Here is a 24,341-nt window from a genome sequence, read left to right as displayed (position 1 = left end):
ACACGATCCATCGTGTTTTTATCTTTCAAGAACCATGGATCAGGAGAGTCTAAGCTACGAGTGGCGATTCATCATAGCAAGAGAATGCTTCGCAAGAAACCAACATCCCACAGCTATCCACGCCAGGGCCCAACCGATGGCAAAGTAGGTGACGAGACCATAGAAAAAGATAGGCCAAATCCATGCAGGGCCACCGCCAATGGAGAGGAGCATCAAAAAGGCAGAAACCAGAGCAACAACGACTATCGGCAACCCCAAGCCTTGCGCAATATAGCGTAGAACGCATCCTGCCGCTCCATGTCCCCCCGCGCGAATTATTTTTAGCCGCGCGACAAGAATTCCGCAGGCAATGGTGACAGGTAAAGACAAAAAAATTAACGCCAGTACCACTATGCTCAGAGTTTCCATCAGGTCTAAGTTAAATGAATTTGAAAGGCAGCTTGCGGCTGCAGACTCAATCGTTCAACGCAATACTTTAACTTAAATGCATCATTGCAGAGCAAAAATTATGCGAAAGAGACCTCGCATCGATTGCAACGCTCCCCGCGAAATCCGAGATAGTCGTCGCAAGCCGTTTTGCGATGGGGAACGTTAATGCAGGATCTCGCCGAAGCTCAAGCCGCTTGTCCTTGAGCGCGGTAGAAGTCGCTGCAGCGCAGGGGAGATAGGCAGGCCAGCCCCGATCTCGTCGTTGGATCAGGCGGCTACGAGATCGCACGCCAGGTGCTTGGCAAGACCCCAGACCCGAACACGATCATCGGCTCTTCTTCTTTCGATAACCATGGATCACGAGAGCCTTAGCTACTGGTCGCGCGACTCCAAGTGATTGCACAGCAACGCTTTACCCGCGCCCTGGCTCACACACATAAGCGATGGCAAACGATTCGTATGGCTGCAGGCTGAGGTGGTCGGTCAAGCTGTCACGCTGGGCATAGTTGCTGATCAAGCCTTGCCCGGCAATGCCGTGCAGCAATGCCGGCAGATCCAGTTCGACATGTTCGTCGGAGAAGTTGTTGACGACAACCAGCTGCTGGCTCCCCAAGCTGCGCTGGTAGGCGAATACCTGCGGGTGCTGCTCCAGCAACGGCAGGTATTTCCCGTACACCATGACGTCCCACTGCTTGCGCAGTGCGATCAGCTTCTGGTAGTGGAAGAAGACCGAATCGGGTTGTTCCAACGCGGCCGCGACGTTGATCTCAGGGTAGTTGGGATTCAGCTTTAGCCATGGCGTGCCAGTACTGAAGCCGGCGTTGTGTGTGCTGTTCCAGTGCATTGGGGTGCGTGCATTGTCCCGTCCGTTGGCGTGGATGCCGGCCATCATCGTCTCCGGTGACACGCCGGCGGCCGTGCGTTCGTGGTAGAGGTTGAGCGATTCGATGTCGCGATAGTCGTCGATGGAATCGAAACGTACATTGGTCATGCCTATTTCCTCGCCTTGATAGACGTAGGGGGTGCCCTTGAGAAAATGTAGCGCGGTGGCCAGCATCTTGGCCGACTCGACCCGATAGCGGCCGGGATCGCCGTATTTGGATACGGCGCGCGGCAGGTCGTGGTTATTCCAGAACAGTGAATTCCAGCCGGCATCGGCCAGCGCGGTCTGCCACTTACTGATGATCTGCTTGAATTCGATCAGATCGAACGGCCGCGGCTTCCATTTCCCCTCCTTGGCATCGTGGGTCATTGTGATGTGCTCAAACTGGAAGACCATCGACAGCTCCTGACGCGCCGGGTCGGAATACAGCTTGGCGGTCTCCGGGGTGGCGCTCCAGGTCTCGCCCACCGACACTACATCGCGTGCCGCCAAGGTCGCCTGGTGCATTTGCTGCAGCCGCGGGTGCAGTTGTGCGCCGTTGGCGATAATCTGCTGGTCGACCTGTTTGCCGATGAGATCGATCACATCCATGCGGAAGCCGCCGATGCCCTTGTCCAACCACCAGTTCATCATGCGATGCACCTCTTCCTGCACCTGGGGATTTTCCCAGTTCAGGTCCGGCTGTCGTTTCGAGAACAGATGGAAGTAATATTCACCGCTGGCGGCATCGTATTCCCATGCGCTCCCGCCAAAATACGAACGTTGCTGGTCGGGCGGGGAGCCATCTGCGCCTGCATTGCGCCAGATGTAGTAGTCACGGTAGGGGCTATCCTTGGATTTCTTCGCCTCGACGAACCAAGCATGCTCGTCAGAGGTATGGTTGACCACAAGATCCATCAGGATACGGATGTCGCGCTTGGCCGCCTCTGCGATCAACTGCTCCATCTCGGCCAATGTGCCGAATTCAGCGGCGATATCCTGATAGTCGGAGATGTCATAGCCGTTATCGTCCATCGGCGACCGGTACACTGGCGACAGCCAGATCAGGTTGATTCCCAGATGTTGCAGGTAGTCTAGTCTGCCGATGATGCCGGCCAGATCACCGACCCCATCGTGATTGCTGTCTTGAAAACTACGTGGGTAGATCTGATACACGACGGCGTTATGCCACCATTTCTTATCCAACATGATTATCTTTCTCGCTTATGGATTGGCGGCACTGTCTTGCAACGTGTCAAGGGATCGCCAGGGGTAGGGAAGACCCGATCTCATCGCTGGATCAGGCAGCCATGAGATCGCACACCAGGAGTCTGGCAGGACACCCAGGCCCAACACGATCCATCGGCTTTTCATCTTTCAAGAACTATGGATCAGGACTGGCTAAACTAGCAGTGGCGATTCACCATGTAGACGTTGACGACGTCATCGTTATCAACCTCCAAGACGTGAACCTGCAACACAAGCTCGCTGCGGCTGCGGCTGCATCAGTCGGATATGACATCTTCGCCATCGCTTATGGCCGAATAAGGCTAATCCGTACCGGTGGAAAAAAGAAGCCCGCTGGAACTTTCTACAAGGATAGAAGTCTAACAAAATCTACTAAAGTATAAGTATGTATAACGTGAAGACCTTATACTTTACTAGAATTTCCTATCAATGGAGGTTGCATGGACCCCGTAAAAAACCCTTTCGCACCCGGCGCAGGTAGCCGCCCACCGGAACTCGCAGGGCGACAGGCGATTATCAATGATGCGCGCGTGGCTATTGATCGAGCCTTGCTTGGAAGACCTAGCCGATCTCAAGTGTTCCTGGGCCTTCGTGGTGTAGGTAAAACCGTACTTCTGAATGCTGTTGAGACCATGGCCAACGAGCGCGGCCATCTAACTTCCAGCATCGAAGCGCCGGAAAGTAAGCCGCTAGGAGAATTGCTTTTGCCGCGTGTACATCAGGTGCTACGCAAGCTCTCTCTTATCGACAATGCTAAAGGCAAAGCATACGAGGCACTGCGTGCGCTACGATCCTTTGCCGCTGTGTTCAATTTTGAATACGGAGACATGTCAATCTCCGTCGATCCCGAAGTAGGAGTAGCAGACAGTGGCGACCTGGAGAACGATCTTCCTGAGTTGTTCGTACGTATTGGCGAAGCTGCAAAAGCCGCAGGAAAGGCTTGGACGCTCCTCATTGACGAGCTCCAGTACCTTAGCCAGAAGGATCTGGCAGCTCTCATCGTTTCGCTCCACAAGATCAACCAGAGTGAGCTCCCCGTCTTGTTTTTCGGTGCCGGATTACCCCAAGTAGCAGCATTATCTGGCGAAGCCAAATCCTATGCAGAGAGATTATTCCACTTCCCAGAGGTCGGTGCCCTGTCTGAAGTCGATGCCAAGGCAGCCATCCGGCAACCTGTAAATGAAGAAGGTGCCGTTATCGATGAGGGGGCTCTAACCGAAATATTCCTTAAAACCAAAGGCTACCCTTACTTTTTACAGGAATGGGGCCACCAATCCTGGAACCTTGCCGTCGGGGATACGATCACCCTTCATGACGCAAGACAGGCAGAAGCAACCACCCTGAAGCGTCTGGATGAAGGTTTTTTCAAGGTGCGTTTCGATCGATTAACGCCGAAAGAGCGCGAGTATGTCATTGCTATGGCAAGGTTAGGGAACGGGCCATACCGTTCTTCAGATGTGGCCGACGCGCTCGGTGAATCCTCGCAAAGCCTAGGGCCGCGCCGTGCCCAGATAATAAGCAAAGGAATGATCTACAGCCCGTCTCACGGAGACATCGCATTCACTGTTCCGATGTTTAATGACTATCTCACTCGCAATTTGGCCAATCTTGGCTGACCGGAGCCTTGTTCTCATGCCGGCCCAGATCCCTGCACGCATGCTTCACAGTCTAAGACGTGACCGCCAGGGATACCGGTTGGCAAACTGCACGTGTCCGTGGCCGGGAAATATGCTTTGAATTGGCTGCTCACTGTCGCAGGCAGAGGATGCGGATTGAATCGCTACGATTGCTGCAGGCACTTTGTTGCCATCATTAATTGCGAAAGGACACTCGTTAGTGAAAGTTCCTGCTCCTCGTATCAAGCTGACCGAGCAGATGCGAGCAATCGACCAGCCGCTTGGCGATCAAGTTGCGCACGCCACTCTTTGATTGCCAGATGCCGTACACCCCCAAGAGGGAGGCATTCATCAGTTCGGCGCGTTGCTTTTCCACCAGCGTGGGCCAGACGATGATGTTGATGGTGCCAAATTCATCTTCCAGGGTGAGGAAGATCACACCCTTGGCCGTCTCCGGCCGTTGCCTTACAGTGACTATGCCGCAGCCCCTGGCCAGCTGGCCATCGCTGAAGGTGTTCAGGATATCCGACGGCACAAAGCGCATTTTATTGAGCCGTTCACGCAAAAGAGCGAGCGGATGACGGCCCAGTGTCAGGCCGAGATGCCGGTAGTCCGCCACGATGTCATCGGCTTCCGTGGGCGGCGCCAGCTCCAGCACGGGTTCGGCAATGGTCGTTGCGCGCATCAAATCCCGCTCCGGCACGCTCGCCGCAGCATCCCACATGGCCATGCGCCGGTTGCCCGTCAGCGTTACCAGGGCATTGGCCGACGCCAGCGCCTTCATATCCCCCGCATCGAGTTGCGCGCGCATGGCAACATCGCGTGTGTTCTTGAATGGTGCTGCTGCCCGAGCTTCTTCGATGCGCCACGCCGCCTCTCTCACCATCCCATTGATATTATTTAAGCCGAGGCGTACTGCCAGTCTGCCGTCCGCCATCGGCTCCAGGGATGCTTCCCATCCGCTCGTACAGACATCGACGGGTCTTACCTCGACGTCATGCCGGCGCGCGTCCTGCACCAGAGAGGAGCAGCTATAAAAACCCATGGGCTGGCTGTTGAGCAGGGCGGCCAGAAACTCGGCGGGATGATGGCACTTGAGCCAGCTGCTGGCATAGGCCAGCAGGGCAAAGCTGTGCGCATGGGATTCCGGAAAACCGTATTCGGCAAAGCCGCGTATCTGGCCAACAATGGAGGTGGCAAACTCGAGGCTGTAGCCACGCTCGGCCATGCCGCTCATGAGCTGGTCTTCGAACTGTTCCAGGCCACCTTTTCTTTTCCATGCAGCCATGGCGCGGCGCAGGCGGTCGGCTTCACCGGCCGTAAATCCCGCCGCCGTCATGGCGATCGACATGACCTGCTCCTGAAAGATCGGTACCCCGAGCGTGCGCCGCAGCACCGCCTCGATCTCGGGACTCGGATAGGTGACTGCTTCCAGTCCCTGGCGCCGGCGCAAATACGGATTGATCATGCCGCCCTGGATCGGGCCTGGCCGGATGATGGCCACCTCGATGACCAGATCATAGAATTCGCGTGGCTGCATGCGCGGCAGCATCGACATCTGCGCCCGCGATTCGATCTGAAACACGCCGACGGTGTCCGCTTTGGAAATCATCTGATAAGTGGCGGCATCCTCATGGGGAATATCGCCCAGTTCAAAACGCTCGCCACGCTGCTCCGAGATCAAGGCGAGGGTGCGGGCGATACACGACAGCATGCCGAGCGCCAGGATGTCGATTTTCAGGAGACCCAGCTCATCGATGTCATCCTTGTCCCATTGAATCACGGTGCGCTCGGGCATGGCGGCGTTTTCAATCGGCACCAGGCGGGAGAGGGGGCCGCGTGAAATGACGAAGCCGCCCGGATGCTGGGACAGATGACGCGGGAAACGCATCAGGCGCTCGGCAATTGCCGCCCATTTCTCGGCGATGGGGGAGTTTGGATCGAGTCCGCAGGTAATGAGCCGCTGCTGCAGGTCGGCACGTCCACCCCAGCTATGTGAGGCCTTGGCCACCTTGTCGACCACCGATAGATCCACGCCCAGCGCGCGCCCCACATCGCGCAGGACACTGCGCGGGCGATAGGAAATGACGACGGCAGTCAGGGCGGCCCGCATGCGCCCATACTTGCGGTAGATGTACTGGATCACCTCCTCGCGGCGCTGGTGCTCGAAGTCGACATCGATGTCGGGCGGTTCATCGCGCTCGCGCGAGATAAAGCGCTCGAAGAGGAGGGTGCCGCGCGAGGGATCGACTTCGGTGATGCCGAGGCAGTAGCACACCGCCGAATTGGCCGCCGATCCGCGCCCCTGGCAGAGGATTTTTTGCGAGCGGGCGAAGCGCACGATGTCAAATACCGTCAAAAAATACGGTTCATACTGCATGTCGCCGATCAGTTCCAGCTCATATTCGAGCTGCGCCTGCACGTTGTCGGGTATAGCGTGCGGGTAGCGCCAGTGCGCGCCGATATACGCCTGTTCGCGCAGGTAGCTGGCCGGGGTCTGTCCCTCAGGCACAATCTCGCCTGGATATTCATAGCGCAGTTCATCAAGCGAGAAGGTGCAGCGCTGGGCCACGCGCAGGGTTTCATCCAGGGCATCTCGCGGATACAGGTTGCCCAGCCGTAGGCGCGAGCGCAGATGCGCTTCGGCATTCGAGGCCAGTTGATAGCCGCACTGCGCCACCGGCGTATTCAGACGAATCGCGGTCATGGTGTCCTGGATGATTTTCATCGAGCGCAGGTGCATGACGACGTCGCCCGTGGCCACCACCGGCAGGCTGAATTCGGCGCCGATGGCTTCGACCATGGCGCGGTGCCGATCATCCTGCGCGCGGTGGTGCAACGTCAAAGCGACGCGCGCGCGGCCCGGTGCGCTGCGCACCAGCCATTCGGCTTGCCGCTCGATCTCTTCATAGGGGGCGTTATATTTGGGGCACAGGATGAGTTGGCAGCCCGGCAGCCCTTTTATATGGGCGAGAGGGGCGGTGGGGTTGGCGATGTCGCGTGGCCAGACTAGGTAACTTCCCTTGTCGGCGCGCGTGCGCGCAGCGGTAATGAGTTCGCTCAGGTTGCCGTAGCCGTCGCGATCCATGGCCAGGACCAGCACAGTGAAGGGCGGGGTGCCGTCCTCCGGTGTCACCCTCATCTGGCTGCCAATGATGAGATGAATGTTCCACTCCCGCGCGGCCACATGCGCCTTGACCACGCCGGCCAGGGAACATTCGTCGGCCATGGCGACGGCCTCGTAGCCCAGCTGCGCCGCGCGCGCCACCAATTGATCGGGCGGAGAGGCGCCGTGCAGAAAGGAGTAATGACTCATGCACTGCAGCTCGGCATAGTCCGGCAGCGTGGAAATTGGCGGCTGGTCCATGATCAGCCGAACATCCCGTGCAGATACCAGCGGCCGTCAACGACGCGCTCCAGGTAGATCCAGTAGCAAGTCGCATCGCTTCCTTGCGCGATGTAATAGTCGCGGGCCGCGATTTGATCGTTCCACCAGCCGGCCTCAATGCGTTCCGGCCCCTTGAGCATTTTTAGGGGGGAACCATAGAAGGGACGTTCGCCGCGCAGCAGCAGCGGGATAGGTTTAGGTAGCAGCCAGAACGGGCGCTCAAAAGCCTCATCTTCGGCGTTGACCGCCTTGCGCTTCTCGGTGGCGGAAGCCCAGGCATTGCTTTCCTCCGGCCGATGGTCGTGATGCTCGACAGGCGAGAGGACGTTGTCGCTGCCAAGACGGGCACTGAGTAATTCCAGTAGGCGCCTGTAGTCGGCGGGACTGCCGCCCGGCTCGGGAAACAGGTCTTGTGTCGGGGGCGCCATCGCCGTGAGAAGGCGCGCCTCCAGGCGCAGGGCGATGACCGGGGCAACCAGTTCCGTGCGCGCCAGGCGCTCCTTTAGTAGCCGAATCAGATGTTCATCGCGCCAGGTCGGCTCTGCCAATCCGATCTCGATCGGCGTGGGCGGGGTCGCAGTCTTGCCGCGTTCGTGCTCCAGCAGCAGAACAAAAACACTCACGGCCTGCTGACGCGCGACCAACCATCCGACAAATTGCTGCAGCAGGCCAGTGGCGCCGTCCAGCAGGGCATCGGCGTGTTCGATCCGGTCAAAGGTTTCGATGCGCGCTGAAAAAGTTTCGGGAATGGCGATCCATTCAAACAATTCAGGAGCGAGCCCATAGGCACGGTCGAGCTCATCGAGCACGTGCTTGTTCATCCTGCGCTGGATGCCCGGGCGGGGCAGGCGCCGGAGTGCCGCCAGATGATCCGCGCCAATATCCGTTAGCCACTCCAGGTGATTCGCCGTGCTGGGCAGATAGGCGCAGGGCATGCGGTCGAGCTGGCGCTCCAGTGAGCGCATGTGCACGGTGCGCCGCAGAATGATCTGGCGTTTGGCCGGCTGCCAGCGCGACAGCAGCCAGGCCCCCATGGCCGTTGGCGCCGTGCCGAGCTGCGAGGTCACCCCAAGCGCTTGTAGGGCAGCGCGAATGCGCCGGCTGATAGCGGCTCGCCCGTTAAATAGGCGCAAGCTGGCGGTCACGTCCAGCAGCAGGCTGAAGTCGCCGGCATGCGCCACTTCCGGAGTGAACTGGAGGAGGGCGAGCGCGATGGCATTGCTGGCAATCTGTTCGCGCTCAAGGCTGCGCTCCAGGATCACGGTATCCGGCGAGACGGCCGCTACACCGCCGGGGCGCATGCCGACACGCACGCCTTCGGCAAAGGCGTGCTGCGAGACCGCGATGATGCGGCCTTTCTCGACCACCGCATACGGCCCCGGCTCACACCAGCGCGGCCTGAGGCATTCGAGAGGCAACAGTGGGAGGTGTACGCTGAACCAGAACCGCATTTTGATCGTCCAAAAATCGTTGACGTGCCGGCATGTCAGCCAGCGGGATAAAGAGTGGCGCCTCATGATGTGGGCCACGCCGTTTAATGATGTGAGTGGAAATACCGCCGGCGGCGGGGCGCAAAGCCAGGCGCAATGGCGCCGGTGAAGCATCGGCCGCTGCGCTCATCGGCCGGACCAGCCAGAAGAACGTTTCGGTTGTCTGCGCCGCCAGATTGAGGCGCCGCAGTGCTTCGTCGCGAATATTCGTCTGCCACAGCAATACCGCACCGCAACTGCCGTTGCGCAGGATCTGCTCGGTGGACCAGAGAGCATCGGCGGTGCTGGGGGCACGTATCCAGAGCAGGTTCGGGCAGCTCAGGTCCATGAATTTGCAGGCAGCGGAGTTGGGCAAGTACGGCGGCTGCACCAGGGCGATCCGACGTTGTTGCGACAGTTGTGCCAGCGCTGGCCGCAACAAGTGCATTTCCCCGATACCCGCTTGCTGAACTAGCAACTCTGTGAAGGTCGATTGCGGCCAACCGTTGCCAGGAAGCTCACGATCCAAGATGCTATGACCGGTAGTAACCGTGCTGGTTGTACCTCGACTCAGTTCACTTGCCCGCCAGACGTCACGCAGCAGGGCGCTATTGGCCAGTGTGATAGGGCTGCTATGTTGAAGGGAGGGTGAAAGCATGGCGTCTGGCTAGAGGTCGTTGATCGTTCTCAAAATTACTGTATATAAACACAGTATATGCTGAGGGCGTCAAAAACTGCAAGGTCCATGAATTTCTTGAATTGAAACTAATAGTTGCAATGATGCAAAAGAGTCAATAGAGAAGCTTCATTCTGGGCACATTTTTGTGCGTATGTCTTATTGGAGGCTCACACCATTCCTTTCGCCATGTCTGTCCCAGGCACAGTCATGACTTTGGGAATTTTTATCGCAGGCGAAGCACCGTGTCGCCGACGACTATGAGTCCGCCAGTTGCAGCACTTGGGTGCACTGCATGTCGGCAGCCTGGCCATAGCCGAAGCGGCGGGCATGTGCACGCTTACCAGTGATCGCTGCAGTAGTGCTTTTTGAAAATGCCCTGAGGGTTTTGAGAACCGTCGTGAAGGGTTTTTCAGAGGACGTGAGGAAGCATGCGGTGATACACTAAAAAAACGACTAGCGATTCGGCACCATGTTCAGGATTGACATTTCAGGACAGAACCTTTATCGACACGGTTTCGGGGGGCATGGTCGACAACATGCAATAGGGCGTAAAGGAAAACGCGCCCTGAGCGCCCGCATGCTGGCCGGCCGTCAGCGCAAGGAAAAGACATGACAGTACATTTTGACCAAGACAATGGCCCCGGTACGATCCTGACGGAAGAACACCAAGCAGCAATCGAGGAAGGGATCAAACAAATTGACTTCGAGCTAGGCCGTTGCCGTCATGAAGATGTTCGTAACTTGAACCGGAAGCGCGCGCACCTGCTAGCCGAGTTGGCGGCTGGTCAGACCCTGCCATTCGACGACGAAGAATAATGATGGGTAAATTTTTTGTACCTGCGCAGTTGGTTCAATCGCAGCACTTTTAGCTATTAAAAACTCATGTGTGGTAACCCGATTTCCCGGACCATGACCGGACTAGGATGAGGCAGCATGTGCCACTGAGTTAGTGCCTGAACTCTCATGGATGTATCGTACTAGGGTTACTGTGTTTTTGTTGTTCTAAGGGGGAGTGCGGGTCCTGCCATTGCTTTACACCCCAGGATTTGGCTAGTGAATTGCGGCATGATCGAGCAAGTGTGAGTGATAATTGCTCGAGTTCTGGCCCTTCTTTGCCTGCGTTAAGCGCGTTCCTAAATTCGACCATAGCGGATTCGACGTTACGGTCCTCCACCTTGACCAATTCGCCCCAGAACAGTAGAAAGAATTTGCTTCTTGCAGCCGCGATCTCGTCCTGCGATGCCGATGTCGCCATCGTGGCTGTAGCCTGAGTGGCATCGGTATAGAGCTTCAATTGTCTGTCGAGAAATGGCCTGGTCGCCTCGATCCGCCGTGTTTCAGCTTGGCCACGCTGTGTGATGGTAAATTGATATGCTCCCCAGCAGAACGCAACGATTGTGCCAATCATCGTGAGAATTTTTAGCGTCGACTCAATGGACATCTTGGCGGATGCGAGGGACATCTGTAGGTCTTCCATTAGCCAATGGTGTTGAAAACCTTCAGGTAACAAAACTGGATTAAGATCTTCCAGCGATAACGGTCCTGGACCAGGGTAAATCAAGGCATGCTCGGCTTGTCCGATAGCTTCGCGCACCTTGCTCCAATGCTGGCCCAGCCCACGACCCGCTGCGCCTGGTCCACCAACACCATGATCCTGCAACCGGCAGCCTGGCTCCCATAGTTGAGCTGCAAAAGGTCATCCTCATGTCGATAGCTGCCGGGCGTGCCGTAGTGTTCGGCGACAGTAAAGCTGTTCTGACCAACCAAATTATCCAATGCGAGATCCCCGCTGGCCGCGCATCCCGATGTCAGGATGATAAACATAAGCGAGCACAGCCTTCTCATTTTTCACTTTCAGGACATGATTGGCCTCATCCTAACTCTCTACAGGACGAGTAACTTTGCGTGAGAACATGAAGCTTGACTGTATTAGGGGGCTGACTATGCAATGATATTGCTTCTGTCTATTTCTGGCCGCCAATAGAACCGAAATGATGTATGAAGAGGTGCTGCCGGGTGACGAGATACTATTGACGCCACCGGGCGGCAAGGGCCTGTTGGTACCGTATAAATTCCCGCGCTGAAAATCGTGGTCTTACAGACAATTTATAACTTAGCGGATATGTCGACGATGCACTAGCAGCGAACCCATTGCCAAGTAAATCGTATTCTCTGATACGTCAACGTGCTGCTCGTAATCAAGAATCAATCGTCGGAAACTTCTAGCGCGCAGAAGCAGGCGCTCTGTTGAGGATTTGATGGGCTATAACATCCCTCGCCGTCCGATACTGCGAGGGAAGGCCGCAGTAACTAAAGCCCGTTCCTTGCCATTTCAATTACAGCACGAGCTTTGTTCGGTAGTGCTGCAAGTCTCTCTAAAATTACCTCGTGATTTTCGGTGCCATTTATTCGCTCGACCATGCGTGAGAGAGCTCTCTTGGTACCTTCCATTCCAATTTTTTGAAGTAACACTGCAGTTTTCTCCCAATACTCTGATACATCTTCATGGGTCGTAATGACAGTGAACAAACCCGCCTCTCCGGTCCCCATGCTCGCGTTGAAGCATAAGTCGTTGTACGCCTTCAGCTTTCCATCCATAGAAAATAACCAGCAATCGACCTTGCGACCGTCTACACCCTTAGTTTCGGCTATATTCATTGCGTTGAAAAGAAGAAGGTCAAAAGCTCCATTTAGTGCCACTGCAAGCATTTCATCGGTGGATCGAGGGTGGCGGTCATTCTTCCTCGCAAAATTTCTTTCTACTGCACTTCTAACTGAATCGAGCGGTCCTGGGCATTCAGCAGGCGTTGAGAAAACGTATCGAGCTATCGCGATCTCCCGAAGTGATACAGTTCCTATCATCCGCTTGTACTCTCGAAGAAATCTCTGAAATCTTCCAATAGGCGAAAATTCTGTGCCATCGCGCTTAACAATCAGCATTAGTAACAGCACACTAAACGATAGTGAAATAATAATTTGCTGATTAACGTCAAGGCTATCAAAAGAAACGTCAATTCGACCAAGGTCAGACAGGTCCGGTGCGAGTTCATCGTCACGCCATTGAAGACCGAATTTCTCCGCGAACTTATATAAACGTGATGCGCGCGATTGTGCCAATTGTGCTGGCATTTCAGCGTAGGCAAAAAAAGGGGTAAGGCTATACTGCAAATTGTTTCTGTCACAATGACGCATGAAATCCACCCATTCTAGCAGTTTCAGTTCGGATAAAGTTGCATCAGTGGCAGGCCATTCTGGCTCGCATGCACGGTCTACTTCGATCATTAAATTGTTATCTGTAAGGAAGATGGTGTCAACATTGTTTTCTGAATTTTCAGCGAGTCGTTCAAAGTTTAAAACTGGATCATCCTCGTTTCCTGTCATGCGGGACGATTTAAATGCATAAAGCTTTCTTCCGAATTGAGTCATATATATTGATTTATTGTTATCTATTGGTTATTTTCAAAAAAATGATATTAAATTTCAAATAAAGTGGCTTTGTCACTCTATGGAGAAAATCAAGCTCAACGTCTCGTTGAAAATCAATCGAAATTTCAAGTAATTAATCTCATGGTAGTATTTTTCCAATTCCTGCGTGAGTATCTCGTTACCTACGTTCTGACAATGGGAACTTGATCTTGAAAACGCAGTCATTTCCCAACAAAACACGTCGTGTTCGTCCTGATATAGGCAGAAGTAGGCAGGGTGTCGGGCGACATTGTCCGATATCTGGCATTTCTGCGCGGATATTTTGGCGTTCGGATCGGTCGTAAGGTATGGGTGTAGTCGTAGAAACTTGCACTTACAAGTCGAATGTATGTCAGATAGGCAGCAACCGAAACCGTCGCAGCATTGCGCATGTAGCTGAAACATCGGTCCCAAACCCCTTGCACAACGGCTACATAGACCTAGCCAATGCAGCGCAACCAGAACTGTGCGATGCACATAAGCTTGGAACGTGCGTGTGTGCGAGCTCCACACTGCTGGCACCTTGTTAGGTGCCGAAAATCTCTTGGATTCGAGCGCTTATGTGTTGGCGAATGTTGTCGCTGGACATTACTGGATCATCTGGATCGATGCAAAATTCGGCGGTAACGTCACTGCCAGAACCACTCTTAGAAAATGACAGTTCGAGCCACATTGCCCCTGATTTTCCAGGCGTACCAGACGAGACAGTTTGAGCTAAATGGTAAAAAGCGCCGCTTTGCTTTACATGCTTGTATCCCTGATCAACCAAGTAAGTTCGATCAACCATTTTTCGGTAAAACGTGATTTGCTCAGGTGACTTAAATCCGAAACGGGCCATTGCGCGGCCATAAAGCGTATCAACATCAACCTTACTTTTATGAATTGGCAGTACAGTGCATCCCGATTCTCTGGAATAAGTAGTGGCTGAAATTCTATCGGGATATATATTACCTGGACGTATGTGGGACGGCGCAGCTATGTCAGTATCGATCTTTAACAAGCCATTGAGTGATGGATAAAAGTCGGCGCAAGCAGAGATATTCAGTGCGATGAATCCAATCCGTGCAATATTGATGAATTTCACATTATTTCCCTATTCAGGGTAGTAAAATTTTCACTTCAAGGTGAACGATATTCTTGGTTCGATGGTCTAGGTATTTGCCATAGTCAAAAAGTGAATTTTCCTCGCATGCATTTTCCGCGCTTCTATTCTTAATTGCAGGAAATTGCGTTAGATCGCCACTTCTGTGAAATATTCCCTGGGCTCGATATTATCTAACAGCGATGACATTATGATTATCTTTAGTATGGACTTCAATCGTCCGGCAGCGCTTGCTAAATATCAATGGGGAGGAACATGCAACGGCATATTTTTGCAGGAACTTTTTGAGCGAGCAGTAGTCAAAAACTTGCTGCACCTCTGTCGTGCTAGGTGGCCAAACGATTCGCCAACGATGAAGAGGAGGAAAAATCATGCAAAGCGATTCTACTCAGTCCTTGAGCAGACTAGTCAAGGAAAAATTAGCCATTCTACGCAAATGGTACCGGTTGAAACTCAAAAACGTCGCCCGTAATATGGGTTTCCCTCTTTTTCTTTGTGCGCTTTTTGGTGCTGCGTGGTATTGGTCACACTCATCGTCGTCGGATAGAGAATATGAGCAGAAGATACTGCACGCTGAAAAAGTGGCTGATCCTTGGCAACGATTCACCCAACTTTCCGACGGCGTCGATCCCAATGCTTGGGCGCGAGTGTGGAAGTCTGAATCCGAAGCCAACCAAAAATGGGCATTAGCGACGTACCTTGCCATCCAAGAAGCTGTGCGCGCAGGGGACCCTCGTGCCATAGACTACCTTACGAAGGGCCAGTACCGCCAGTATGCTTCGTTACAGGAACTAAGAGACGAGCTAGGGAAGCGCTGATCTTGTCGGATTCTGCGGAGGTTTGGCCTGAAATTTTCTGCGCGGTCTTGCGGCCTTGGAACTGATCTGGCTGAAGTTCATCGATCATGGCTACATCCCACATCGCGCCGACTTGCTATTTAAAAAACTTCTCGTTGAACGCTTTTTGCCTTTTTTTTTCCACATGCTTGTCGTATCTGTCCATCGCCAACAATCCTGCGATACTCGCGAGTAGGATGACGACGACGATCATGAGAATTTTACGCATTGAGCACCTCGACACAATCCACCATGTTTGCTAGCTGGCCAGCCCGGCATCCCGAAGTTTTTGCAAAAAGATGTGCCCATCCTCTTCCTCGGTAAAGATTTCCTCACCGTCGAGCATGTAGGCCTTGAGCAACTCCGCGATACCAGCTTCTTCGTTTTTCAAGGCCAGTTCCGACTGTCCAAGGCGATAATGCACAAACGGGTTCTCCTGGCCGTCAGGACCATTGAGCGCGTCGAACAATGCCTCACGCGCCGCAGAAAAGTCCGCAAGTTGATAGAGCGCATCGCCAATCGACGCCTTCAGCCAGGTATATGCTTCCCAGTTAGTCTGTGGTGCAGGGAGCAGTTCAAGGGCCTGCTTCCATCTCTCCGCTGCTTGGGAGAATTCGCCTTGATCGGCCAGATCATTGCCCATTTCTGATAGCAAATCGATCTGCTTGTTTACATTGGAAGGTAAGTCCATGCATTTCCCGTTTGTTGCGTGTTCTCTATAAAACGCCAGATATTTGGGATCTTCATCTAAAAAAGATATACCTTTGGATATCGTAAACGAGCATTGGAAGTGTTCAAACGCCCGGTCCGGGTCACCGAGTTCACAATACGCGACCCCTTGGAGAAAGTCAGGACCTGGATCAAGGTCAGATACCGGTAAATTTTTGAGTTCATTGATCCATCGCAGTGCGATTGAACGCTTGCCAGAAAGAATGGTTAGTAATATTGCATCACGCACAAGCGATACGTTGTCATGACATGCCGCACGTGGAAGAGGGATCAAGTGCCATGCTGTCGTGCCTTACATTTTTAAGGGGGCCATTCCTGGTAAAACGCTGTCCCAATAACCTTCTACAAAAACCGTCATGGTTCTCGAATTGTCATCGCCAGTTTGAAATCCTGTCAAAGAGATGCCAAGCATTGGAAAAACGATAGAGCCGGAGCCAGCCTTGGCAGTCGAATCCCGCGCCAAGAGGTTCTGAATAACCTGAAGAGGGGGATGTTCGAAGAAATGGATTCCATCGAGCCTCACATTGGATGCGCGGTGCCCGAATCCGACCTCACAAAGCTGATCAGTGTCTCGTCGGATATGTGCCAGGAGAGAATAGGGCAGACAGTGTATTTTTACAATGTCTGGATCGGAATTATTTGTTCGATCAACATGCCCTAATACTTGAATGACCTGTTGTTGGTTCATCCCAAAAAAAAGCGGTCCCACATTTCTGTAAATTTCAATATTGAATTCCATGCTTCCCTCTATGGTAGGAGACGGTTTTTTTCCAGACACTTGAAATACTCCAGCATTTCAAGCATCGCCTCATTGTACTTTCGGGGCGTGCCAGCGCTTTGTGCAACACGACGGATATCTTGCACTTCTTTTAGCATCGCTGCCCGCCATTTCTTATCTAGTAGCATAGCCTCAATCTCTGCTCTGTATTTTTTTCCTAAGACACCATTTTGACCGTTACTGGAGGTATCTGCGTGGTCGAGTGGATCCATCTGAATGGCCGGCCCGTCATTGTGCTTTAAAGGACTGACCACATCCGCCGGCATGTGGTGGGAATCCTTGCCGTCATTGCTCGGCTTGCTTGTCTTGCTATGAGCGCCGCCACGATAGGGCCCGGTTCCATTACCCTGGCGCAGGTGATCGCATGGTCCTTTTTTTCTGCCTTTGACGGTCGTATTTTTCCCGCCTTTCCCGGTTGCTTTTCCTGCATCGGCCACCTTGCCTGCTTCTTTGGCCAACTTTCCCGATTCGGCCGCTTCCTTCGCCAGCTTGGCAGCCTTGACCATTTCTGCGGATTCGTGTGCGCCCTTGGCGATCCTGGCAGCTGTACCTGCCCCTTTGGCCATCGTTGCCGCTCCCTTGGCTACTTTTCCTACTGTCGTGACGATTTTCCCGCCAGGGATCATGCTGGCCGCAGCAAGACCCGCCTCGACAAATTCCCCCTCTCCAGCATAAATGGCCGCGTCCAGCCCTCCAGAGATCACTGACAGACCAGGCACGAAACTGACCGCTCCCAGTAGACCATGTACCCAAGGGCTGGTTTTTTGCCACATGGTTTTTTCTGCAGCGGTTTCTGGCATTACTTCCGGATTGAAACCACTTCCATCGAGGTTGACTTGCGTCGTCGATGCGGCAGCCTTTTCGATGAACTGGCCCTTGGTCGTCATGGCAGCACGATGCCGGCCGCATCAGGGATGTTAACCAGCATCTTAAGGATGCTGGGTAGTGCATTAAGGGAAGAAGCGTAGGATCCGCTTGTCGAGGGTCGCATCGTTAGCTCGCCAGGTTCATTTCACAGTCGTCGCCATGCCGTACGACGTATTTTTTTTCTACCTTGACGGATTGGGAACTGCTGGTGGCGCGCACTTTCCCTTTGTTTACACCAGACTTCATACCGCCACCGGTGCCGGGTTCATTCCCAGTTACCGTGGTGACGACACTGTCGCTGAGCAAGAAAACGGGATCGTCATTGAATCGGACATGCTTGGCGACCTGCACACTGTTGGATAGATCGCCAACGATGGGGTAGGGTACGGGCACCATGCTGGCACCAATGGGTGTCTTGCACACGTCGGGCACCAGGCTAACCACCATAAAGACGCTGTTCTTGCGGGCACCGGTCGGCATGAGGGATTTCCAGTCAAGATGAGGTGGCAAGAGCGACAGTAGCCGTTGTCGCGTCAGTGCCGATCTGCTGTTCGGTGCGCATGGCATCCGCCTCGTTTCTAGAGATCATCCTGGCCTCCAGAATCCGTACCGCGGGTGTCACCGCAATGGTGGCGCGCCACACTCCGATAACCTGTATTGCCAACGGTAGCGCCGGTTTTACTGGCACAGCTTCAATTAGCAAGGTATCCAGATGCGCGGGAAGTTCAGCAAGCTGGCCGTCCTCGTAGCGCACCAGCACAAATGGAAGGTGACCAGGCAAATGAAAGGAGAGGCACGTGTTGCCGTTCGCGTCCCGTCGTGCGCCTGGTGTCGTGTGCGGACACATGTTGAATAAAGTGACTGTCTCGTCGCCCGTTAGGAACGCACGCACCTGCTGATCCTCGGGGGCGCCGTTCCAATAGCGAAAATTAAAATCGGCTGGCAGATAGGGGTGGCGCTTTTCCAACCATGCTTGGTCATAAGTTCCTGCCATGGCCAAACGCGGCTGCCATGCGCGGGAAACGATGCCAAAGCCTGCTGGCTGCAGGGTATTCAAGGTTCCCGGGGGCGTGAGCTGCTCAGCGGGATGGATGATTTGAGGTGCCGAAACCCGCTTGCAGCGCGCTGCTTTTGCAAACCAGGCGTCAATCCACCCGATCCCGATGGGGTTGCCGACATGTACGCTGTGCGCGATGGCCACTGTTGCCGGCGGTGCCTTTGGGACTGATGGCGATGTCGATAACCGATTTTGTCGAGGTACCCGCCGTGCATGCGGTGCATTCGAAAGTACTTTGTTTTCGCCGCCGTAAGCGTATTCATAGCGCAATGGCAGGGCGGCGATGGGAGTGGCGCGCGACAGGCGCCATTTCGGCAGAGCAAAGGCTGACAACACTCGTAGCAGAGTCGATCTGCGCCTCCATTCGCGCGGACCGCTGACGAGCAGATTCTTGGACAGTATTACGGCATGCGCCCGGGCCATCAAGCGTGCGGCATCGCATTGTTTGGCCCAGCTGGCTAGTTGAGCGGCAGAGGGGGCATCAAACTGGTTAAGTCCGTGAGGGCGCGAAGGAAAATCCGGCGCAATCGAGGCGGACTGGATTTCGATGCCCGTGTAAAACTGTTCGAGTACCTTTCCCTTTGGCGCATGCGCGTGCGCATTGATAATGACGTCAGTACAAGGCTTGTATGGCACAAAGTCAGACTCCTGGCGGGAGCTAGACTGATTTGGTTCGCCGTAATGTACGTCACTAGTGATCAATGGCGTCTGTTCTTCGGCAAACGCCAGCGTGCCATCTGGCTGCAAGGTAAAGGTAAGGCGTATTGCTACCGTGTGGAAACGGACATCGCGCTGGTCGAGCGCATCGAAGGCGATCGCAGGGAAAGAGGTCAGGTTACGAAATTCCATGACGGACCTGTTTTAGTTGACATCCACGTCATGACCAAGGATCTGGAGTGGCCCGCTCGCTTCGATACTGATCTGGGAGCCATTCAGGAAGATCGAGCCATCCGATTTCATGAGCAGTGTCGCCTTGCCGACGGTAATACCGAGTTCATCGCCTGCGCTGATGTGAATCTTTTTACCTACGCGGGTGGTTTGATTCACGCCGATGACTGTGTGCATGCCCAGACCGATGTTCAGGCTGTAGCCGAGCCCAACGTTTTCCAGACGCGCCATGCCCACGTTCTGCATGTAAGCCATGTCGATGGTTTCGGTCTTGGTCTTGTTGACCCGGACAGACCAGTTCTTCTGGATGTGGTCCTTTTCGTTCTTGAACACAGTCTTGCTGCGATTGCCACCAATACTGACCGTCTCATGCTGATCGACCCGCTCCGTCCTGTTGTTATGTACGGTGATGTCTTCATCGTGGCCCACCGTTTCCGTGCGGTCGCGCTTGACGTGCACGGTTTCATCGCGGTCGACGGTTTTGCGGCGGTCGTTGCCGACCCAGTGCGACTCGTCATGCTCGACTTCGATGCGCTGGTCCTTTTCCGCATGCAGCCACAGTTCTTCCGCGTCCTTGCGGTCCTCGAAACGCAGGGCATTGGCGTGCACGGCGGAACCTTTTTTTGAGGAACGACTCAGCATGCCGCTTTGCGTCTTGTTGGCCGGCAAGTCCCACGGCGGCATGTTGCGCGCGTTGTAGACGCAGCCGATGATGAGGGGCATGGCGACGTTCCCGTCGAGAAATTGCACGGCCACTTCCATTCCCACCCTGGGCAGGCTAATGTGGCCGAAATTCGGGCCGGCCCAGGTCGATATCACCCGTATCCACGGCGAACTCTTGTCGTCGAAGGTGCCCAGGCGGTCCCAGTGGAATTGCACTTTCACTCTTCCATAACCGTCCGTATGGATTTCCTCGCCGGGTGGCCCGACGACGGTGGCCGTCTGCACGCCGTAGATCTTCGGCTCGCGGCTATGAAAATTGCGGCCGGGGCGCCAGGGGATGGCGCGCTCGATGCAGGTAAACGTGTTGCTGTAGTGAGAGTTGGCGTGGCTTCCTTGCTGGTAGTTATTGCTGGCTTGGTGGCGCACCGAGAGAATGAGGTATTCGGTAACAGGTTTGCGTGGGATGGTTAAAGCGGTGTCGAAATGGCCGCTCAGGGTGAACCAGCGTCCCGGCTGCGCCGTGCGGTCGTTGCCCTGCGCCTCGAACAGCTGGCCCAGTGCGTCAACCTCTTCCATGCGGCGCTGGGCCAGGGCTTCGCCATCGTCGATGTTTTTAAAACCGTAGCTGCCCGTATTTTCATACACTTCCAGGGACGGCACGGCGCCTTGCCGGTTCAGCGAGGCGCGGCTGGCGCGGGCGCTGCGCGGATTCTTGAAATTGAAGCTGGCCAACGTCATCTGGCTAGGCGCCATGCGCCGTACCGTGCCCCAGTTGTGCACACCGTCATCTTCTTGCGAACCGGCCTGGTGCTGGAAAGGCATTTCGCTCAGTTCACCATCGATGGCCTTACCGTTCGTGCTGTCGTCGGATAACCACAAGGTGTGGCCGTCAAGGCGGTGTTCGTAGCGGTAGTGCCAGCCCAGCTGCTCCCAGTGGCGGTGCAGCAGGTTGTGGTCGCTTTCGTTGTGTTGGCAGGTATAGGTGATGGCTGGGTCCAGGCCGCCGGCGGCCAGCTTGTAGTCGCGCATCAGGTAATCATCGAAGACCTTGTCCGTCAGCGCCGCCACCGTCAAGCCGTGGAAGGCGACATTGTTTTGCCGCAAGTGCAGGTGCGACAGCCACGGTTCCAGCACCATTTCATAGAAGGCGAAGCCGCCGTCCGTGCGCAGGAAGCGGAACTCGAACACGTAACCATTGAAGTAGCGCAAGGTGCCGTCTTCTCGCACCAGTTCGATGGTCACCATCTTGCCCATCACTTTGTCGAGCGCGATGGCGGCATTGTCGGATAGCACTTCCACCACATAGGAAAAGTCGCGCGACAGGCTTTCGCTGGCGTCCAGGCTGTTGGCCAGGAACTGGATGTCAGCAGGGCCGTCGCCATACGGAAAGTGCAGGCGCAGCAGGCGCTCACCTTGCATATCGTTGGCAAGAGCCGCCAGTGCGATAGTGTCGCCGTCAAAGAAGTTCATGAGTCTTTCGTTGCCTTTGCAGTGCGTTAACAACGACTTTAGCGGGCACAGCAAGAAAGGTATTGCGAAGTCGCAATATCTAATCATTCAGGAAACAGGATGAGTACGGAGGGGCAAGGAAACCCGATATCGGGCAATGAAGCGCTTCGTGCACGTTTTCAGTGAACGAGAGGCCTCTTTCACTGAATGGTTGTACAAAACCTATCAGGAAGTTCGCGCGTGGGCGGACTGGGGGGCTAGTATTCACAGAGGACCCTCTCAGAGCACCACCTGGGTTATGGCGTACTTTCAGGATACTTTTTGCACTCCGTCAAGAACTCACATCGGCGACACTGCGATGATGACTCTGCGTGGTCGGCAGTTATCGTTTGATTCAATAAAGCCATTCTGCGGTGATAAAACGCGATGATTTGTTTGTGATTTAGCAAAAAAACCTTCATGGCTCTACGCCCGGCTATGTCGGGATGCTCAACAACGACAAACCCATAATTGTTCACCTTGGTTCCGCTTGCCAATTCCAGAATCATCTTTTGGGCAGAGAGTTCGATCACGTCCGACATGAACACACGCTCAACACGACGAATTTTGTACTCCATCAACGTGAGTTTTCCTTTGTAGCGATAGGCTCGATCGACACGTGCGATGAGTTTGATGGGGGCGTCAAGCGTAAAGGTTTGTTCTGCGTAAGCCAGGCTGGCGTACCGCAGTTCCTCCGGGAACCAGCAGGGGCGCGTTCGACACATCGCATGTCTTCTCACTCCGCGTACGAGACAGAGCAACAGAAATGCCCCACACATATGCAAGAGCGCCGACAGAAAATCCGACATGCTCATTTTTTTTCGGGGGAACGAGATACGAGGTGAAGAGGCAACTGGCGCTTTGTTTGCACTCGTTGCCGGGGCCGCCAATACACTCGAACGCATAATTTTACAAACCCTGCTCGGACAGATCGCGCCACCTGGCAGTTTGTCTTATGCATCGCCGATAGACATCTTGGCAGTATCTTGTACCATCCTATTGGGCGTCTGCTAGTTCGTTTAGACGATGCGTTCGCTTGAATGGACGACTGTTCTCGCAAACTTGAGGCCGCTAACGGTACGGTATTCACTTCCAACGTTTCGATGAAGAACCGCACGTGTTGCAGCTCACCATTTGCTCGGGCCTGTTCGCGCTCCGGCGTGCTGCGTGGACCAAACCTGGCGGCCAGGACGATTTTGCGTTCGCAGTATCCCATCTCGGCCAGTTGGCTAGCACTGATACGAGGTAGCTCGTCGTTTTCCATGTTCACTCCTATTCGCTTCTTGATGGGCCAAAAAGCTCCATCGATGCCAAGGCGACGACGGGATCCTGCCTCGACGTGTTTGGTTCAGCACTTGGCTTGGTGAGCCACTGTGCCTCCATGACCGACGTGGTTTGTCCGCATTGCTGTAATACCAGTCCGGCATAGGCCAGTGTTCGCAGGCGATTCACGCGGCGTGGCCCCTTTGGGAACTTGATGAGATCGTCATACAGGGGAGGGTTGTCGGCGCGTTCCAGTTCTACACTCAAGCGGATGGTAAGAGGTGTGCCCATAGTTTAGGTCGCCATGTTTAGCGGCTCTGTGCCATCTGGCCGAGTCGATGAAGCGTCGGCCTGCTTGGCTAGCTCCGTGCCGGCATACTGAAAACCTTTGACGTTGGCAAAGATCGGATCCTTGAGTTCCTGCAGCTCGTGATGCGGGAATGCGGTTTTCAAGGCTTTGCGATAGAAGAAGGCGCCACCGCCGACCAGAATAATATTGTTGATGTCGGCAGCGTCGCCCACGTAGTGCAGCATCTCGGCGACAGCCTGCTCCGGGATCTTCTGCGCGAGTGGCAGGTGTTGGGCAATGTCGTATTCTTTTTGAAAGATGACCGGCTTTTTTCCCGTTCGCAGCGCCAAATCGATCGCGTCGTATTCGCGGTAGTGAGAGCCGGTGGCTCGGCTGATGCCTTCGATGATCGAGTGGAGCACATCAAACATGCCACGCGGTACCGAATGGCTGCGCTTGTCAATTTGCTGCATGCCTTGCGTCACAAGCCAGTCAAACGTCCGCCGACCTGGATCGATGATCAGATTTCGTTCCTTGCGCATCTGAGCAAGGCGCCCATGGGTCAGCCCGCAGTACATCAAGGCCCCGGACGGCTGCGCAATTGCTTTGACGCGCGCGATCGTGATCTTTCTGCCTTCCGCCAGGATGTGTTCACCGGTCACGCGGCGTTCCAACGCCGCCACCTGCTTCTTGAGCTTATACGTGGCTACCGGCAGACCAAGTACCAGTAGATCGATCCGGTCGAGACGCATGTAATGCAGTGCACCCAGTAGCAAAGCCAGATATTCAGGCGTTGCACTGTAGCTGTCATGCTGCAGTACATTGGCATTAAAGATGTCGGAGGCCAAGTGAGCGTCCGGCCCGACCTCATAGTTCAGATCGTCGACTGGGACGCAGACGGTACGACGTTTCGTTCCCCAGGCTTCCTGCTCATAGACTGTTTCACATGGGTGGGCCTGCGACGGGAACATTGCGCAGCGCACATCACCAGCGCTGACCCCTGCAATGAATTTGGTATTTCCCCGGCCAATGTCCACGGCTCGCACGATGGGTTCCACTTCGTCCTCCTGATTGCTGCAAGTGATCAACAGTAATAGCGGGGTGGTATGTATTCCATGGGAAAAGCCCTGATTTTTTGCCAGAATTTGTAGTGAGTGCCAATTCAGACGTGCTGGGGAACGACTGGAGTCGCGCTGCGGCGCGGCTATATTGGCGCATGCTGGCA

The 24,341-nt window shown here is 54.7% G+C and carries 21 protein-coding genes; 3 read left to right on the top strand and 18 right to left on the bottom strand.

Annotated features, from left to right (window positions below; genetic code table 11):
* Nucleotides 1–54: 54 nt before the first annotated feature.
* Together FJQ89_RS06950 and FJQ89_RS06945 are read right to left on the bottom strand one after the other, a co-directional pair.
* Nucleotides 55–408 carry a hypothetical protein gene (locus FJQ89_RS06950; protein WP_141169615.1) on the bottom strand — a complete coding sequence of 118 codons (354 nt, stop codon included), beginning with the start codon at nt 406–408 and terminating at the stop codon, nt 55–57.
* 433 nt (nt 409–841) lie between these two features.
* A complete protein-coding gene (locus FJQ89_RS06945; RefSeq protein ID WP_168208387.1) occupies nt 842–2,500 on the bottom strand; it encodes a glycoside hydrolase family 13 protein in 1,659 nt (552 codons plus the stop codon).
* 479 nt (nt 2,501–2,979) lie between these two features.
* Here FJQ89_RS06945 and FJQ89_RS06940 point away from each other — a divergent pair, with 479 nt between their 5' ends.
* Nucleotides 2,980–4,155: an ATP-binding protein gene (locus FJQ89_RS06940; RefSeq protein ID WP_141169613.1), complete on the top strand. Its 1,176-nt coding sequence runs from the start codon at nt 2,980–2,982 to the stop codon at nt 4,153–4,155.
* Between the two features lie 217 nt (nt 4,156–4,372).
* Here FJQ89_RS06940 and FJQ89_RS06935 read toward each other — a convergent pair whose 3' ends face one another.
* From FJQ89_RS06935 to imuA, 3 genes are read right to left on the bottom strand one after another with little or no spacing between them, the layout of a single operon-like run.
* On the bottom strand, nt 4,373–7,522 hold the full coding sequence (locus tag FJQ89_RS06935; RefSeq protein WP_141169612.1) for an error-prone DNA polymerase: 3,150 nt from the start codon (nt 7,520–7,522) through the stop codon (nt 4,373–4,375).
* Nucleotides 7,523–7,524: 2 nt separating this feature from the next.
* Entirely contained in the window at nt 7,525–8,910 is a 1,386-nt protein-coding gene (locus FJQ89_RS06930) for a Y-family DNA polymerase (protein ID WP_341474481.1), read from the bottom strand.
* Between the two features lie 16 nt (nt 8,911–8,926).
* Nucleotides 8,927–9,670 carry a translesion DNA synthesis-associated protein ImuA gene (imuA, locus tag FJQ89_RS06925; RefSeq protein WP_141169610.1) on the bottom strand — a complete coding sequence of 248 codons (744 nt, stop codon included), beginning with the start codon at nt 9,668–9,670 and terminating at the stop codon, nt 8,927–8,929.
* Nucleotides 9,671–10,300: 630 nt separating this feature from the next.
* Here imuA and FJQ89_RS06920 point away from each other — a divergent pair.
* On the top strand, nt 10,301–10,507 hold the full coding sequence (locus tag FJQ89_RS06920) for a hypothetical protein (RefSeq protein ID WP_141169609.1): 207 nt from the start codon (nt 10,301–10,303) through the stop codon (nt 10,505–10,507).
* A 145-nt stretch (nt 10,508–10,652) separates the two neighbouring features.
* Here the strand turns inward: FJQ89_RS06920 and FJQ89_RS06915 are convergent, their stop codons facing one another.
* The 4 genes from FJQ89_RS06915 to FJQ89_RS06895 all read right to left on the bottom strand — a co-directional run bounded on the left by FJQ89_RS06915 (nt 10,653) and on the right by FJQ89_RS06895 (nt 14,240).
* Nucleotides 10,653–11,285, bottom strand: coding sequence for a hypothetical protein (locus tag FJQ89_RS06915; RefSeq protein ID WP_141169608.1), 633 nt, complete (start codon nt 11,283–11,285; stop codon nt 10,653–10,655).
* A complete protein-coding gene (locus FJQ89_RS06910; RefSeq protein WP_141169607.1) occupies nt 11,249–11,515 on the bottom strand; it encodes a hypothetical protein in 267 nt (88 codons plus the stop codon). Before FJQ89_RS06910 ends, FJQ89_RS06915 begins: the two co-directional genes overlap by 37 nt.
* Before the next feature lie 486 nt (nt 11,516–12,001).
* Entirely contained in the window at nt 12,002–13,117 is a 1,116-nt protein-coding gene (locus tag FJQ89_RS06900; RefSeq protein ID WP_141169606.1) for a hypothetical protein, read from the bottom strand.
* Between the two features lie 565 nt (nt 13,118–13,682).
* Nucleotides 13,683–14,240, bottom strand: coding sequence for a hypothetical protein (locus tag FJQ89_RS06895; protein ID WP_141169605.1), 558 nt, complete (start codon nt 14,238–14,240; stop codon nt 13,683–13,685).
* A 389-nt stretch (nt 14,241–14,629) separates the two neighbouring features.
* On the opposite strand from FJQ89_RS06895, the gene FJQ89_RS06890 reads away from it, so the two are divergent.
* Entirely contained in the window at nt 14,630–15,076 is a 447-nt protein-coding gene (locus FJQ89_RS06890) for a hypothetical protein (RefSeq protein ID WP_141169604.1), read from the top strand.
* 277 nt (nt 15,077–15,353) lie between these two features.
* Here FJQ89_RS06890 and FJQ89_RS28345 read toward each other — a convergent pair whose 3' ends face one another.
* The 9 genes from FJQ89_RS28345 to FJQ89_RS06845 all read right to left on the bottom strand — a co-directional run bounded on the left by FJQ89_RS28345 (nt 15,354) and on the right by FJQ89_RS06845 (nt 24,174).
* The gene (locus tag FJQ89_RS28345) at nt 15,354–16,097 is read right to left on the bottom strand and encodes a hypothetical protein (RefSeq protein ID WP_243136454.1); all 744 of its coding nucleotides are present in this window, start codon (nt 16,095–16,097) and stop codon (nt 15,354–15,356) included.
* A gap of 18 nt (nt 16,098–16,115) precedes the next feature.
* Nucleotides 16,116–16,562, bottom strand: coding sequence for a hypothetical protein (locus FJQ89_RS06880; protein ID WP_141169603.1), 447 nt, complete (start codon nt 16,560–16,562; stop codon nt 16,116–16,118).
* A gap of 8 nt (nt 16,563–16,570) precedes the next feature.
* Complete coding sequence (locus FJQ89_RS28210; RefSeq protein WP_205704583.1) at nt 16,571–17,488, bottom strand: hypothetical protein; 918 nt, start codon at nt 17,486–17,488, stop codon at nt 16,571–16,573.
* 106 nt (nt 17,489–17,594) lie between these two features.
* Nucleotides 17,595–17,948 carry a DUF4150 domain-containing protein gene (locus FJQ89_RS06870; protein WP_168208386.1) on the bottom strand — a complete coding sequence of 118 codons (354 nt, stop codon included), beginning with the start codon at nt 17,946–17,948 and terminating at the stop codon, nt 17,595–17,597.
* Between the two features lie 13 nt (nt 17,949–17,961).
* Nucleotides 17,962–19,374, bottom strand: a complete 1,413-nt coding sequence (locus FJQ89_RS06865; protein ID WP_141169601.1) for a DUF2169 family type VI secretion system accessory protein — start codon at nt 19,372–19,374, stop codon at nt 17,962–17,964.
* A 12-nt stretch (nt 19,375–19,386) separates the two neighbouring features.
* Nucleotides 19,387–21,546: a type VI secretion system Vgr family protein gene (locus FJQ89_RS06860; RefSeq protein WP_141169600.1), complete on the bottom strand. Its 2,160-nt coding sequence runs from the start codon at nt 21,544–21,546 to the stop codon at nt 19,387–19,389.
* A gap of 275 nt (nt 21,547–21,821) precedes the next feature.
* The gene (locus FJQ89_RS06855; protein WP_141169599.1) at nt 21,822–22,373 is read right to left on the bottom strand and encodes a hypothetical protein; all 552 of its coding nucleotides are present in this window, start codon (nt 22,371–22,373) and stop codon (nt 21,822–21,824) included.
* Between the two features lie 463 nt (nt 22,374–22,836).
* Complete coding sequence (locus FJQ89_RS06850; protein WP_141169598.1) at nt 22,837–23,118, bottom strand: hypothetical protein; 282 nt, start codon at nt 23,116–23,118, stop codon at nt 22,837–22,839.
* A 3-nt stretch (nt 23,119–23,121) separates the two neighbouring features.
* Nucleotides 23,122–24,174 carry a PRTRC system protein D gene (locus tag FJQ89_RS06845; RefSeq protein ID WP_141169597.1) on the bottom strand — a complete coding sequence of 351 codons (1,053 nt, stop codon included), beginning with the start codon at nt 24,172–24,174 and terminating at the stop codon, nt 23,122–23,124.
* Nucleotides 24,175–24,341 lie beyond the last annotated feature (167 nt).

The sequence above is a fragment of the Janthinobacterium tructae genome (assembly GCF_006517255.1).
GTDB classification, from domain to species: Bacteria; Pseudomonadota; Gammaproteobacteria; order Burkholderiales; family Burkholderiaceae_D; genus Janthinobacterium; species Janthinobacterium tructae.
Note: the sequence above shows the minus strand (reverse complement) of the source record. Positions and strands in the feature narration are given on the sequence as shown.

Coding starts and splice junctions, on each gene's coding strand:
- FJQ89_RS06920 (WP_141169609.1), top strand. CDS start 10,301: ATGACAGTACATTTTGACCAAGACAATGGCCCCGGTACGATCCTGACG.
- FJQ89_RS06950 (WP_141169615.1), bottom strand. CDS start 408: ATGGAAACTCTGAGCATAGTGGTACTGGCGTTAATTTTTTTGTCTTTA.
- FJQ89_RS06945 (WP_168208387.1), bottom strand. CDS start 2,500: ATGTTGGATAAGAAATGGTGGCATAACGCCGTCGTGTATCAGATCTAC.
- FJQ89_RS28210 (WP_205704583.1), bottom strand. CDS start 17,488: ATGACGACCAAGGGCCAGTTCATCGAAAAGGCTGCCGCATCGACGACG.
- imuA (WP_141169610.1), bottom strand. CDS start 9,670: ATGCTTTCACCCTCCCTTCAACATAGCAGCCCTATCACACTGGCCAAT.
- FJQ89_RS06890 (WP_141169604.1), top strand. CDS start 14,630: ATGCAAAGCGATTCTACTCAGTCCTTGAGCAGACTAGTCAAGGAAAAA.
- FJQ89_RS06870 (WP_168208386.1), bottom strand. CDS start 17,948: ATGCCGACCGGTGCCCGCAAGAACAGCGTCTTTATGGTGGTTAGCCTG.
- FJQ89_RS06940 (WP_141169613.1), top strand. CDS start 2,980: ATGGACCCCGTAAAAAACCCTTTCGCACCCGGCGCAGGTAGCCGCCCA.
- FJQ89_RS06935 (WP_141169612.1), bottom strand. CDS start 7,522: ATGGACCAGCCGCCAATTTCCACGCTGCCGGACTATGCCGAGCTGCAG.
- FJQ89_RS06850 (WP_141169598.1), bottom strand. CDS start 23,118: ATGGGCACACCTCTTACCATCCGCTTGAGTGTAGAACTGGAACGCGCC.
- FJQ89_RS06860 (WP_141169600.1), bottom strand. CDS start 21,546: ATGAACTTCTTTGACGGCGACACTATCGCACTGGCGGCTCTTGCCAAC.
- FJQ89_RS06900 (WP_141169606.1), bottom strand. CDS start 13,117: ATGACTCAATTCGGAAGAAAGCTTTATGCATTTAAATCGTCCCGCATG.
- FJQ89_RS06910 (WP_141169607.1), bottom strand. CDS start 11,515: ATGTTTATCATCCTGACATCGGGATGCGCGGCCAGCGGGGATCTCGCA.
- FJQ89_RS06865 (WP_141169601.1), bottom strand. CDS start 19,374: ATGGAATTTCGTAACCTGACCTCTTTCCCTGCGATCGCCTTCGATGCG.
- FJQ89_RS06880 (WP_141169603.1), bottom strand. CDS start 16,562: ATGGAATTCAATATTGAAATTTACAGAAATGTGGGACCGCTTTTTTTT.
- FJQ89_RS06855 (WP_141169599.1), bottom strand. CDS start 22,373: ATGTCGGATTTTCTGTCGGCGCTCTTGCATATGTGTGGGGCATTTCTG.